This window comes from Tenacibaculum piscium (assembly GCF_021390715.1).
GTDB lineage: Bacteria > Bacteroidota > Bacteroidia > Flavobacteriales > Flavobacteriaceae > Polaribacter > Polaribacter piscius.
Map to the genome: position 1 here is coordinate 138,260 of NZ_JAJGWT010000004.1, position 14,148 is coordinate 152,407.

Below are 14,148 nucleotides of genomic sequence, written 5' to 3' on the forward strand. Positions count from 1 at the left end.
TCCTTATTTTAAAAAAGATATCCTAGTGCAAATAATATTGAAAATAAAAAAGTACTTAACGCTACTTTTTTTAATTCACCATCTAATAACGGTTCTTCTTTGTTTTTATACACAAAAAATACGTGTTTTATAATTGGTAAATACGCCAATATAAATAAGAATTGTACTGGTTTTTGATAATTAATTAGTACATACATCATCGCCGTTATAAAAGAAATTATCAATAATGTATAATGATATTTTTTAGCGAATTTTACACCGTTTTTAACGACTAAGGTATTTTTACCTACTTTTTTATCATTTATGCTATCGCGCATATTGTTTAAATTTAGCACGGCAGTACTTAATAATCCAATGCTAATGGCTGGTAAAAAGACACTAAAATTTACTTGCTTTGTGTATAGAAAATAGGTTCCCACGACTGCTAATAATCCGAAGAAAAGAAATACAAAAACATCACCAAAACCACTGTAACCGTATGCCGATTTACCAACCGTATATTTAATCGCTGCCACAATTGACGCAATTCCCAACCCTAAAAATAGTGCTGAAAACAAAAAATTATCTTTCCCAAAAGAAGTAAAAATCAATAATAAAGCAAGTAATAATGTGATAATTGCGGTTATTATCATTGCCATTTTCATTTGCTTTGGCGTAATCATTCCTGATGAAACCATGCGAGCTTCTCCTTCTCTATTATCGTCGGTTCCTTTGATACCATCGCCATAATCATTTGCAAAATTTGACAAAACTTGAAAACCAATAGTCGTTAAAATTGCCAACCAAAAAATAGTACTTTCCCAAAAATAAAATGTAGGTACACTATCTTTAATTCCAAGCGATGCTCCCACAATAATTCCTGATATCGATAATGGTAAGGTGCGTAAACGTGCAGCTTTTATATAATTTTTCATAGTTATTCTTTAATCCAAAATAATTTGAAACATAAAAAAGGAAAGAGTACATCCTTCCTTTTTTAAGCTATAAATTTCTTAATTATTCTTTTATGCTCTTAATTATTCAATACTTAATTGATCTGAAGTATCCAAAGAATCTAAATTTGATAATTTTACAGCAGTACTAATCGGGATTTTTTTTCCGTTACGCAATGCTACTACAAATCCATCTTTTATACCTATTTTTTTTACTTCATCTCTAAATATTCGGGCATTTTCATAAGTAGAAAAAGCACCTGCAATATATTTTTCTGTTTTTTCACCTAAATTATTAGGCATTTTTCGGATCCCTCCTTCTTGTCTTAGGTTTTCTTCGGACATTTTAAGGTTTTCAAAAACGCCAATTTGAACTGTAAAAACAATTTTATTTTTTGCTAAAAGAGCAACAGTTTTCTCTTTTTTTAACCTTGATGTTTCTTTTATTTTTGTGACATTATTAATGCTATCGATTAATTTTTCTAAGGATATTTTTTGCTGCTTAATGATTGTAAATTTATGATGTTTATTATACATCGTTACAATCAAAAATAAAACTAGGGCTATTAATGCAAAAATAAGTAAAACTCGATATTTTTTATGACTACTGATTTTGGTATTCTCTAACTTTAAATCGATATACCCTTTTTCCAGGTCTTTTTCTTTTTGCTTTAATCTTTCTAATTCATCACAAATTTTAATAAACTCATCGTCGTCTATTAATGGCATTTCTTTGGATTTAAAATCTATAAATTATTGGCACTCGCAATTAGTTCTGCAATATCTTTCACCACGATTTGGTCTTCTTTAAGTTTAAATTTCACACCATCCGTCATCATAGTATTACAATATGGGCAACCTGTTGCTATAATTTGAGGATCGGTTTCTAACGCATCTTCGGTACGTAAGATATTAATTTCCTTATCACCTTTTTCAGCATCTTTAAACATTTGTGCTCCTCCTGCACCGCAACATAAAGCCGTTGATTTATGACGTTTCATTTCGGTCATTTTCACGCCTAAATTACGTAATAATTCCCGTGGTGTTTCGTATATTTCGTTTGCACGTCCTAAATAACAAGGATCATGATACGTTAATCGTTTTCCTTTTAAAGTCGTATTATCAATCGATAAACGTCCTTCTTTTATTAATTTACTAATAAATTGAGTATGATGATACACTTCATATTTACCGCCTAATTCTGGATATTCATTTTTTAAAGTATTAAATGAATGTGGATCGCAGGTTACGATTGTTTTTACCTGATATCCGTTTAAGACTTCAATATTCATCATTGCTTGCATTTGAAACAAAAATTCATTTCCTGCACGTTTTGCGGCATCTCCAGTTGAACTTTCTTCCGTACCTAACACCGCAAAATTCACGTCTGCTTTATGTAATATTTTTACAAATGATTTGGTTATTTTTTTAGCTCTATCATCATAACTTCCTGCTGCTCCTACCCAAAACAACACTTCTGGTTGTTTTCCCTGAGCCATCATTTCTGCCATTGTTGGTACGTTCATCGTTTTATGTTTTAAGCGTTGTTATTTCTAAATTTTTATTATTGAGAGCTTAAAAAAGCTTTATGCTTCATCTTTCCAGTTAAGTCTATCTTGCTGACTATATTGCCAAGGTGCTCCATTATTTTCAATATTTGACATCATAGCATTTAATTCCTGAGGAGCTGCCGATTCTTCCATCACCAAATAACGACGCATCTCCATAATAATAGACAACGGATCAATTCCTATTGGACATTCTTGCACACAGGCATTACAACTTGTACACGCCCATAATTCTTCTGGAGAAATGTAATCATTTAACAGTTGTTTTCCATCATCTTTAAAAACACCGTTATTTTGGTCGATATTTTTCCCTACCTCTTCCAAACGATCTCTGGTATCCATCATAATTTTACGAGGCGATAATTCTTTACCCGTTAAATTTGCAGGACACGACGAAGTACAACGTCCACATTCGGTACAGGTATAAGCATTCATTAGTTGCACCCAATTTAAATCGGTAACATCAGAAGCACCAAATTTTTCAGGCACTTCGTCTTCCGTTCCTTCTTCTGGCATTGCGTACGGGTCGGCATCAGGATCTAGCATCATTTTAACTTCTTTGGTTACAGAAGCTAAATTTGTAAGTTGTCCTTTTGGTTTTAAGTTCGCAAAAAAGGTATTTGGAAATGCTAATAAAATATGTAAATGTTTTGAATAATATAAATAATTCAAGAAAATTAGAATACCTATAATATGTACCCACCAAGTTGTTTTTTCTATAAGATGTAAACTTTCTGCTGAAAAACCATTGAACCAAGGGGCAATAAATTGAGAAATTACATTTCCTGCTCCTGCTTCTTGAAAGGCAACATCAGTAGCGTTCATTATCAAAAATAACGACATTAAAACCATTTCAAAATATAGAATAATATTTCCATCATTTTTTGGCCAACCAGTCATTTCTTTACTCCAGAAACGCTTTACTTTTTCGATATTTCGTCTAAACCAGAAAATAGTAACTGCAACAAAAACAAGCACGGCTAAAATTTCGAAATTACCGATTAAAAATCCATAGATAGCATCGCCTAAAATTGGCTGAAAAACACGATGCGTTCCTAATAATCCATCAATAACAATTTCTAACATTTCGATATTTATCAAAATAAACCCTACATACACTACTACATGTAGAATTCCAGAAACAGGACGACGCACCATTTTATATTGTCCTAAGGCTATTTTTGCCATATTTTTCCAACGCTCAGGTTTTCGGTCAGTTCTATCAATATCTTTTCCTAGCTTAATATTTCGAACTAATTTTCGAACATTTAGTACAAAATATCCAATCCCTGCGATTAAAATAGTTGCGAAAATTATGTTTGGTAAATATTTCTCCATCGTTCTTGCTGTTTTAATGTTAGTAATTTCTGGTAGATGCGTTTATTTCGCACTTATATTTTTGGTATTATTTTCTTCATTATATGCTTTTGCTTTTTTACCAAATAATGAAAAATGAACAAATCGTTTTGGGTTTAATTTCATTTCCCGTAATAATTCTTCCATTTCTTTTGATGCATTTGTTAAGTTTGCATACATTTTTTCATCGGTCATTAACTTCCCTAGCGTTCCTTTTCCGTCTTTTACGTTGGCTAATAATCCATTTACATTCGCCAAGGTTGTTTCTAATTTTTTCACGGTAGCACCAAGATTTGTTTGGGCTAAATCTTCGGATATTTTCGAGAAATTATCCGTAATTTTTTTAGTATTTTTAAAGGTCGCATCAAGATTTTGTTTGTTGCTTGCTAACAAGTTATTTACTGATTTCAGGGTTTTTTGAACACCGTTGATTGTTCCTTCTAAACCAAGAATACTATTATTTAAACTTTTTCTAGATTTTTCATCCAATACTTGATTCACGCCTACAAGTAATGAATCTGCACCGATTAGGACATTTTGAAGTTTTGATTGAATCGGATTTAATTTTTCACCTACGGATGAAAAAAGGTCAGATTCTACTTCTCCTTTTAAATAATCTCCAGAAACAGCTTTTTCGCCATCATATCGAGGAACAATTGCTAAATTTTGTCCGCCCATTAAACTAGCGGAATATATTTTACCAACACTATTTTTAGAGAAAACGAAATCATTATTCAGTGAAATTTTCACAAGTAACATTCCTTTTTTATCAGGAGTATCTTTGAAGGAAATATTTTCAATTTTACCAACTTTCAATCCATTTATGGTTACTTGACTCGCTTCGTTTAGTCCGTTTATATTTTTGTATTCAATATAAAAATACCGATTACTACCACTAAACAAATTTTCTCCTTTTAAAAAATTATATCCCCAAACAAATAGGGCGATAACCACGATAGCAACAATACCAGTTTTTAGTTCTTTTGACATACATAAAATTTATCCCACGAAAATACTAATATTTTGGGAGTATAAATATAGTTTTTCTAAATTAATGATTTCTCAGTGCTTCTTTAACCGATATTTTTTTATTTCCTTTAAAAGCGACAATCCAAGCATCTTTATAGCCTATTTTTTTCAGATGTGTTAATGTTTTTTTAACCTGTGAAAAGCTAGAAGAACTTCCATAATAGTATTTATGATATCCACCAATAAACTTCGATTCTACATTTTTGAGTCCTCTAAAGTTAAAGTTTCGTTTGTTTAGTTGTTTTTTGGACGCTGCTATTTGTACTTTAAAGGCAATTTTAGACGTTGATTTTTTAGCAATTTTTCGAGTTGGTTTTCGAATTATTTTTTTTGGTATTTTTTTTGATATTTTTTTAGTTGATACGATTGTTTTATCTTGAATCGTATTTAATTTTAATCGTTGTACGTATTTTTTGATGGCAGTTGCGAGTGATTTTGCCATTTTTAGCTGTCCGTATTTTGAATTAAGGAAATTCCCTTCGGATTTATTCGATAAAAAACCAAGTTCAATAAGTACGCTTGGCATTACAGTTTCTCGCAAGACTAAAAAATTAGCTTGTTTTACCTTTCTGTCATATCTTTTTATTTTTTTAAAATTAGTTTGCACCAAACTTGCTAACGACAAACTTGCGTCTAAATTTTCTTCTTGTAATACCGATAATCCTATTAAAGATTGTGGAGAATTAGGATCGTAATCATAATTTTTTTGATAATTATCTTCCAAGAAAATCACGGCATTTTCTTTTTTTACGATTTCTAAATTCTCTTGATTTCCCTTTAAACCTAGCACATAGGTTTCAGAACCGTGTGGTTTTGAGGAATTATTTGCATTGCAGTGAATCGACACAAAAAGGTCGGCATTTTTTTTATTAGCGATACTTGCTCGTTTATGAAGTTCGACAAAAACATCTTTCGTTCGAGTATAACTGACGTTAATTGTTTTATCTTTCTTTAATATTTCACCTACTTTTAAGGCAAGTTTCAAGGCGATTTTTTTCTCGATATAGGAACCTCTCGAAGCTCCATGATCTTTTCCTCCATGTCCTGCATCAAGTACAATATTGTATTTTTTTTGAGCTATCACCTGTGTTGAAGCGCCCAATAAAAAGAATATTGAGATCAAAAATAAAAAATAATTTTTTAGGTGATTATATTTACGTAATTTTAAGAATTGCATCAATAAAATTTAACTATTTTTGGGTTTTGTATTTAGGCGTGCAAATAATACGCCAGATATTTTTAAATATAACACAAAAATAGCATTTATAACATTGCGAACAACTCTAACTTACATACTTTTAGCTTTCTGCCTTTTTTATTATCAAATAAGTGTAGCTCAAGATTTAGGTACAACAAGCATCGAGGCTAAAAAGCCTAAAAAAAAGACAGTTTTAAATATCTCGAAAGATTCCTTAAAAGAACCTTCTAAGGATTATCTAAAAGATTCGTTGATTTCTTTAAATAAACAAGACAAAGAGAAAAAAGAAGTTATTCAAGGCATCATTACGCATAATGCGGAAGATTATACGCTTCAGAATGCAAAAAATAAAACAGTAACGTTATATAATAAAGCCCAAATTACGTACACAAATATTGATTTGAAAGCAGGAATAATTGTGCTTGATTATAAAAACAATACCGTGTACGCCAAGGGAATAAAAGATAGTTTAGGATATCATCAACGCCCTGTTTTTAAACAAGATGGACAAGAATCGGAACAAGATTCTATTTTATTTAACTTCAAAACTAAAAAAGCGTTGGTTTATGGTGTAAAAACGGTTCAAAGTGGGATTATAACTTATGCCGAAAAAACAAAACGTGTCAATGATTCGACCATTTATATGCGTAAATTACGTTTTACCACCTCAAAAAAGAAACGCCCCGATTATTATATTCAAACTAACAAAGCCAAATTAGTTCCTGGTAAAAAAATAATTGTAGGTAGCAGTAATTTAGTTTTAGCGGATGTTCCGACCCCTTTATTTTTACCATTTTCCTACTTTCCTTTAACAGATAAAAGAACCTCTGGTTTTATAATTCCATCTTGGGGAGATAGTAATAGTCAGGGATTTTTTCTACAAAATGGAGGATATTATTTGGCATTAAGTGATTATTTTGATTTAACTGTTTTAGGAGATTTATACACCAATGGAAGTTGGGGTTTCCGAACGGAATCTAACTATTATAAACGCTACAATTTCAGTGGGAATTTTAGTCTTCAATTTCAGAATAATATTCAAGGAATTAAAGGTTTATCAAACTATAATAAAAGTTCTAGTTTCAATATTCGTTGGAGTCATAATCGAGATACTAAATCGAGCCCAAACTCTAGTTTTTCTGCCTCTGTTGATTTAGGAAGTAGTACTTTTTTCTTAGAATCGTTGAATCAAGCAAATAATTCAAGAGCTATTGACAATAGTTTAAATTCATCGATTTCGTATTCAAAAAACTTCGTTGGAACGCCTTTTAACATGAATATTACGTTAAAACATGGTCAAAACACCAACACCGAAGAAATAACCATGACCCTACCAGCTTTGCAATTAAATATGCGTCCTGTCTATCCGTTTGCAGGCAAAGGAGGTGCTAAAAATAATGCGATTCAAAAAATGGGTTTGAATTATAGTATGCAAGGACAATACCTTATAAATACTACGGATGATGAGTTTTTTACGGCAAAAATGTTCAATACTGCCAAAAAAGGGATTCAACATAATCTTAGCACCAGTACGAATTTAAAAGCGTTTAAACATTTTACAGTATCGCCTAGTGCAAGTTATCGAGATGTTTGGTATTTTGATAAAATTCATAAAAGATACGACCCTACAAAAGTCAATGCTGATAAAAATTTAGGTGCGGTTGTAAACGATACTATTGGCGGATTCAATCGGTTTCATACTTATAATTTTGGAGTTTCTTTATCTACAAATATTTACGGAACTTTTAACTTTAAAAAAGGACGTTTAAAAGCCATTCGTCATACGATTAGACCTTCGATTTCTTACGGATATACGCCTAATTTTGCTAAAAATCACGATTTACAAGTACAACAAAGCTCTGATCCAACCGATTTACGAACGTATTCTCCTTTTAAAGGAGGAATATATGGTACCCCAGGAAGTGGCGTTTCCAATGCTATTGGTATTGCCGTTAACAATGTTTTGGAAGCTAAAGTAGCCCCAAAAGACCCTAATAGTGATGAAGAAGATCAGAAAATAACACTTTTAAATAATTTGAATTTTAGTACTTCCTACGATATTACCAAAGATAGTATTCGTTGGAGCGATGTTACTGTAAGTGCGGGAACTCGTTTATTCAAAGATAAATTAGCGTTAAATGCGAATATGCTTTTAGACCCGTATCAGCTTGATAAAAAGGGAGAAAAAATCGATAAATTTAATGATAAATTATTCCGAATAAAAACAGTGGGCATAACGGCAAATTACTCTTTGTCTAGTGAAGATTTTAAAAAAGATAAAGAAAGTCTAAAAAACAATAAAAATAAGCGTAAAAATAACGGAAACGGTGCGCAAGACACCCCTGATTTATTTGGTCGAAACAATAAAAATGCCAACGATTTTTCCAATACACCAGAGAATGAAACGGAAGTAAAAGAAACGCTTTTATATCGTCATAAAATTCCTTGGACGTTAAATTTAACCTATACCTTAAATTATTCTAATGACGGATTTACCAGCGATATTACTCGAAATATTTTAATGTTTAGTGGAAATGTCGAATTATCGCCTAAATGGGGCGTTGGTTTTAATTCTGGATATGACATTAAAAATACTGGATTCTCCTATACAAATTTAAATTTTTCTAGAGATTTAGATAGTTGGCGTTTAAATTTCGGTTGGACACCTTTCGGACAAAGAACTTCGTATAATTTCTTTATCGGAGTAAAATCATCAGTATTAAGCGATTTGAAATGGGATAAAAATAAACCGCCAGATAGAGTGTTATTTTAAGAATCTCTAAAAATATCAAAACATAAAATCAAAATATAATGAAAAAAATTATCACTACCGATAAAGCTCCTGCTCCTATTGGACCTTACAATCAAGCTGTTTTAAGCGGAAATACGTTATATACTTCGGGTCAAATTGCTTTCAATCCTGAAAATGGTGAACTCGTATTAGATACCATCGAAATTGAAACAAAACAAGTTATGGAAAACATGAAAGAAGTTTTAGCTGCCGCTGAAATGACTTTTGAAAATGTCGTAAAAACATCTATTTTCATTTCTGATATGAATAATTTTTCAAAAATAAATAGCGTTTACGCCCAATATTTTAACGAAGCAACAGCTCCCGCAAGAGAAACTGTAGAAGTAGCGAATTTGCCTAAATTTGTGAATGTAGAAATTAGTATGATTGCTGTTAAATAATAAAAAAACTCGAGTTTTTTATGTTTTATATTCACATAAAAGACTCGAATTTTTTTTATTATTAAATTTAAAATTTAATTTATTTTTGATTTATTTGATTGAAAATTATTACTAAATCTAATAATCAAGTTTTTTAATGTATGCTAATTTTGATTTCCAAACAGCTAATTGGTCTTTAAATTCTTGAATCCCTTTACGAACATTCAATACTAAAGGATTATCCGATTTTGCATTAGAAAAGAAACCTAAATTATTTTCTAATTGTTGCATTTCACGAACTGTTTCATCTATTTTCTTACGGATAAAATATTGTTCGTTATCTAATTTTTTTAAATCTTTTTGTGATAAATACATATCAATCGAATTTTTAAACTTCATCAATTCGATATCACTTTTACTCATGTTTAGTTTTCCTAAATGCGCGTCAATTGCTTTGTTGAATTTCTCATCTAAATGACGAGCATTTCTAGGCAATGCTCCTAAAGCTCTCCATGCAACAATATTTTCTTGAATCGCTTCTAGGCTTAAGTCTTCGGATGTTTTTATTTTTTCTATAAATGCTTTTTTATCGGTAACAAGCGCTAATTGCTCTTTATTTTGCTCATTTTTTTGGGCATGTAATCTATCAAAATAGAAATTACAAGCATCTTTAAAACGTTTCCAAATATCATCAGAAAACTTTCTTGGCACATGACCAATTTTTTTCCAATCAGACTGAATACGTTTCATAGTATTGGTTGCTTCTTCCCAATCATCGCTATCTTTAATGCTTTCAGCAAGTTCGATAAGTGCAATTTTACTTTTTAAGTTATCGTTTTGGGTATTTTTTTCAGCTTTATAAAAAACATTTTTTGAACTGTTGAATTTTTTGGTCGCATTTTTAAATTCTTGCCAAACAGCTTCACTTTTATTGTAGGGTAATTTCCCGATATCAAAGTATTTTTTACGTAGTTTTTCAAGTTCTACAATACTTTTTTGCCAATCGTTGTGCGATTCATTTCTCGAAGTATCGAACGCATTAATTTCGGCAACAACTTTCAATTTTGCGTCAATCATTTCTTGATATTTCGATTTTAATTCTCTAAAATATTGATGACGTTTATCGTGTATTTTTTTGGTTGCTTCACTAAATTTCCCCCATATATCTTCTCGATGTTCTTTACCTACAGGCCCTATTTCTTCTTTCCAGATGCGGTGTAAATCTTGTAAATCTTTAAAAGCTACATTTACATCAGCTACTTCATTTAAAGTTTCTGCGTGCGAAATAAGTTTTAATTTTTCTTCTAAATTATGTTTAAAATCAAGTTCTCTAAAGTCTTTATTTAAGTCTAATAAATCATAAAAACGTTCTACATGATGATGGTATATTTTCCAAGTATCATTGTATTTTGTTTTAGGAACAGCGCCTATTGTTTTCCATTTTTTTTGAATTTCCTGGAAATCATTATACATTGTTTTGGCGTCTGCTTTTTCGATTAGTGTTTTTAACTCTTCGATTAAGGCATTTCTTTTGTCTAAATTTTCTTTTAATTGATTTTCCAATTGTGCGTAATGCGCATCACGTTTGGCTTTATATTCGCCTACTAATTTATTATATTCGGCTTTAATAGGGCTTGAAAACTGAAAGTCAATTACATTTCCACCTTCGGCTAAAAAGGCTTCTTTTTTTTGAGTTAGTAAGTCATTAAATTTGGTATTAAAAGCATTTTTAATGGCATCAATATTCGACTTTAACTGTTGTACTTGATGGTTGTCTAATAACTTTTTTAATTCCGACACCAATATATCCAACTCCATCGTTGCATATTCCAGCATTGGTATTTCGTGCTTTTCATCTACTTTTTCAGCTTCATTAGCAACTTGTGTTTCTACTTCGTTCACTGCTTTTTCGGTTGCTACTTTCACAACAGTATTTTCCGCTGTAAGTGGTTCTTGTACTTCTTTTTCGTTATTTTCTAACATATCTACAATGTTTAAGTTCCTTATTAATTTAATTTTAAACTTTTAATTCTTAAAAGTTTTATTAATTTATTTTTTAAATTATTAATTTTATAAATATACGGATTCTTCTATAATATTATAGAATACGCTATTTTATTTTAATTTACTTTTAAATAATTTTAAAATTATTTTTCATTCCATATTTTCCAAGCTTTTTCGGCTTGTTGTTCTAGCATTTCGAGTCCATTTTTTATTACAGCATTATTTTCTTTTCCTTTTCTTAAAAAAGTAGTTTCTTCAGGATTATAAATTAGGTCAAACAAGAGGTGTTTTTCAGATAAAAATTGATACGGAATATCAGGACAATCCTCTATATTTGGATGCGTTCCTAAAGGTGTACAATTAATTATTAGATGATGTGTTTCTATAATTTCTTTGGATACATCTTGATATGAAATTTCTTTTTTTCCTTGCGGATTTCTAGAAACGAATTGATAGTTGATATTTAATTTTTTAAGCACATAGGCAACTGCTTTTGAGGCGCCTCCTGTTCCTAGAATCAGGGCTTTTTGATGATGATTTTCCAGCAATGGTTGTAAGGATTTTTTAAATCCATAAACATCGGTATTAAATCCTTTTAATTTTCCTTTTTTAGATATTTTGATAGTATTTACCGCACCTATTTTGTGTGCTTTTTTATCTATTTTATCTAAGAAGTTGAATACTTCTAATTTATAAGGAATCGTAACATTCATTCCTTTTAAATGCTGTTTATTTTCTTTTATTTTTAGGGGAAGTTCCTCTATTGATTGGATATCAAAATTGACATATTCACTTGAATCGAGTCCTAATTTTTCAAATTTATCGGTAAAATATCCTTTTGAAAAAGAGTATGAAATATTTTTTCCAACTAAGGCGTATGTGTTCTTAGTTTTTTGTTGTTTTTTTTCTTGCATAAAAGTCTATCATTAAAATTAAGGCGATTCCAAAGATGATAAAACCTATTGAAATCCATGTTTCTTGTGTTGAAAAATCGGGTATAAATCGCTGATAATTTTCCACGATTTTATGTCCTTTTTTATCGAATAAAAAACCGTTTTCATTGCTTTTGAATATTGTTTTTTTCCAAGGCCATACAATTCCTAAAGAACCTGTTATAAAACCGATAATTACGGCAGTTACCAGTTGATGCCATCGTTTTAAAACGTATCCTAAAATATGCGAAATAGACACTAACCCGAAGACAGAACCCAGCGTAAAAACGCTTATGATTTTTAAATATCTTATTTTTACAGGATTTTTCAACACCTCAAAATCGCCTGATACCAAACTCGTTACAACACTTGCAAAAACATTGACGCTATCGACCAATAATAACACATAATTTCCTAATAAAATCAGAATAAAAGACCCTGATAATCCAGGAAGTGTCATCCCTGAAACGCCGATAATCCCACAAATAAAAACAAACCAAAGATTATCATTTTCTTTGGCGGGCGTTAAAAAACTGATAAAAATACCGATAGCAACACCAATGATTAGAGCGATTGTATTTTTTAATTTCCAGTCGTTAAAATCTTTTGAGATATAATAAATTGAACCGATAATCATTCCAAAAAACCACGACCAAACATATAATTCATTGTTTTTTAAAAAATAATCTAACACCAATGAAATTGTAAAGTAACTAAACATACTTCCTAACATTATCAATGTTAAAAATTGTAAGTTGGTGTATCGGGCAAAACTTTTGAAGCGTCCATTGAAAAGCAATTTAAATGCTTTTGCGTTTATCCGCTGAAAAGAAAAAATAAGTTCTTCATAAAATCCCATTACAAAAGCCACCATTCCTCCAGAAACTCCAGGAACTTTATTGGCACCTCCCATGGTTATTCCTTTTAAAAAAAGCACTATTTTTTGTGATAATGTGCGTTGCTGTTGTTGATACATTTTTTAAAATATAAGGAACTAAAATACTTATTTTTTAGGAATTTTTAATCCTTTTGATGACTTTTTACGGCTAATTTTTCAAGAATTAGAATTAACGAAAATCCGAAGATTGCTAATAAGCACGCATACATTATTTGCGGATTTCCATCAAATGAAAATGGCGAAACTGATAATTCGTTAAACGGTACTTTTTCACCGTGAGAATTAGTTCTAAATGTGAGCACTTTTTTCCAAGGCCAAATTTTATTTAACGACCCAATTATAAATCCTGTTAAAACTGCTAACGTATAATTTTTATAATGTGCAAATAAGTATTTTAAAAGTCTTGAAAAAGATAATAATCCTACAATTGCTCCGAATCCAATTGCCATTATGGTGGTGTAATCTCTAGTGTTTATAGCAGATAACACAGGTTTATACGCTCCTAAAAGCACTAAAATAAACGAACCAGAAATACCAGGTAAAATCATGGCACAAATGGCAATTGCTCCAGCTAAAAACATAAATATTGTCGATGAATTTTCAGCAATCAGAGGATTTAATGTCGTAATATAATACGCTAAAATACCGCCAATTATCAGTAATATAATGGCGATAAAATTCCAATTTGTAATTTGTTTTGCGATGTAAATAATACTTGCTAAAACTAATCCGAAGAAAAAAGACCACAATAAAATTGGATGACTTACAAGTAACCACGAAATTACTTTCGCTAAAGAAAGTATACTGATAAACATTCCTATAAAAAGCGATGCTAAAAAGTTTCCATTAAGTTGTTTCCAAGCGGTTTTAAATCCTTGATTTTTTAAGGTTTTAAATAAACTTAGAGTAATGCCACTTATGGAGTTTAATAATTCTTCATAAATGCCTGAAATAAAAGCAATAGTTCCTCCTGAAACTCCAGGAACAACGTCTGCGGCTCCCATAGCGAGTCCTTTTAGCATGATTACTAAATAATCTTTTTTGGTTCTGTTCATGTAAT

General features: G+C 30.7%; 12 protein-coding genes. 2 read left to right on the plus strand and 10 right to left on the minus strand.

Annotated features, from left to right (window positions below; all coding sequences use genetic code 11):
* Positions 1-8 precede the first annotated feature (8 nt).
* From menA to L0U77_RS05705, 6 genes are all read right to left on the minus strand, one after another.
* Complete coding sequence (menA, locus tag L0U77_RS05680) at positions 9-914, minus strand: 1,4-dihydroxy-2-naphthoate octaprenyltransferase (protein WP_262908574.1); 906 nt, start codon at positions 912-914, stop codon at positions 9-11.
* A gap of 102 nt (positions 915-1,016) precedes the next feature.
* Positions 1,017-1,661 (minus strand): SPOR domain-containing protein, encoded by a 645-nt coding sequence (locus tag L0U77_RS05685; RefSeq protein WP_193706532.1) that lies wholly within the window; start codon positions 1,659-1,661, stop codon positions 1,017-1,019.
* Positions 1,662-1,678: 17 nt separating this feature from the next.
* Positions 1,679-2,458, minus strand: a complete 780-nt coding sequence (locus L0U77_RS05690) for a (Fe-S)-binding protein (protein ID WP_101916929.1) — start codon at positions 2,456-2,458, stop codon at positions 1,679-1,681.
* A gap of 60 nt (positions 2,459-2,518) precedes the next feature.
* Positions 2,519-3,838 (minus strand): 4Fe-4S dicluster domain-containing protein, encoded by a 1,320-nt coding sequence (locus L0U77_RS05695; protein WP_233884252.1) that lies wholly within the window; start codon positions 3,836-3,838, stop codon positions 2,519-2,521.
* A gap of 42 nt (positions 3,839-3,880) precedes the next feature.
* The gene (locus tag L0U77_RS05700) at positions 3,881-4,846 is read right to left on the minus strand and encodes an MlaD family protein (protein WP_233884256.1); all 966 of its coding nucleotides are present in this window, start codon (positions 4,844-4,846) and stop codon (positions 3,881-3,883) included.
* Between the two features lie 61 nt (positions 4,847-4,907).
* Positions 4,908-5,987, minus strand: a complete 1,080-nt coding sequence (locus L0U77_RS05705) for an N-acetylmuramoyl-L-alanine amidase family protein (RefSeq protein ID WP_233900871.1) — start codon at positions 5,985-5,987, stop codon at positions 4,908-4,910.
* A gap of 94 nt (positions 5,988-6,081) precedes the next feature.
* Between L0U77_RS05705 and L0U77_RS05710 the strand changes: the two genes are divergently transcribed.
* Both L0U77_RS05710 and L0U77_RS05715 read left to right on the plus strand, forming a co-directional pair.
* Complete coding sequence (locus L0U77_RS05710; protein WP_233900872.1) at positions 6,082-8,856, plus strand: putative LPS assembly protein LptD; 2,775 nt, start codon at positions 6,082-6,084, stop codon at positions 8,854-8,856.
* 38 nt (positions 8,857-8,894) lie between these two features.
* Positions 8,895-9,275: a Rid family detoxifying hydrolase gene (locus L0U77_RS05715; RefSeq protein WP_101916925.1), complete on the plus strand. Its 381-nt coding sequence runs from the start codon at positions 8,895-8,897 to the stop codon at positions 9,273-9,275.
* Positions 9,276-9,392: 117 nt separating this feature from the next.
* Here the strand turns inward: L0U77_RS05715 and L0U77_RS05720 are convergent, their stop codons facing one another.
* From L0U77_RS05720 to L0U77_RS05735, 4 genes are all read right to left on the minus strand, one after another.
* On the minus strand, positions 9,393-11,237 hold the full coding sequence (locus L0U77_RS05720; protein ID WP_233900873.1) for a DUF349 domain-containing protein: 1,845 nt from the start codon (positions 11,235-11,237) through the stop codon (positions 9,393-9,395).
* Positions 11,238-11,401: 164 nt separating this feature from the next.
* On the minus strand, positions 11,402-12,172 hold the full coding sequence (locus L0U77_RS05725) for a shikimate dehydrogenase family protein (protein WP_233900874.1): 771 nt from the start codon (positions 12,170-12,172) through the stop codon (positions 11,402-11,404).
* On the minus strand, positions 12,144-13,166 hold the full coding sequence (locus L0U77_RS05730; RefSeq protein ID WP_233897766.1) for a DUF368 domain-containing protein: 1,023 nt from the start codon (positions 13,164-13,166) through the stop codon (positions 12,144-12,146). The genes L0U77_RS05725 and L0U77_RS05730 overlap by 29 nt, the downstream gene beginning before the upstream one ends.
* A 44-nt stretch (positions 13,167-13,210) precedes the next feature.
* Positions 13,211-14,143 (minus strand): polyprenyl-phosphate transporter, encoded by a 933-nt coding sequence (locus L0U77_RS05735; protein WP_101916921.1) that lies wholly within the window; start codon positions 14,141-14,143, stop codon positions 13,211-13,213.
* Between the last annotated feature and the right edge of the window lie 5 nt (positions 14,144-14,148).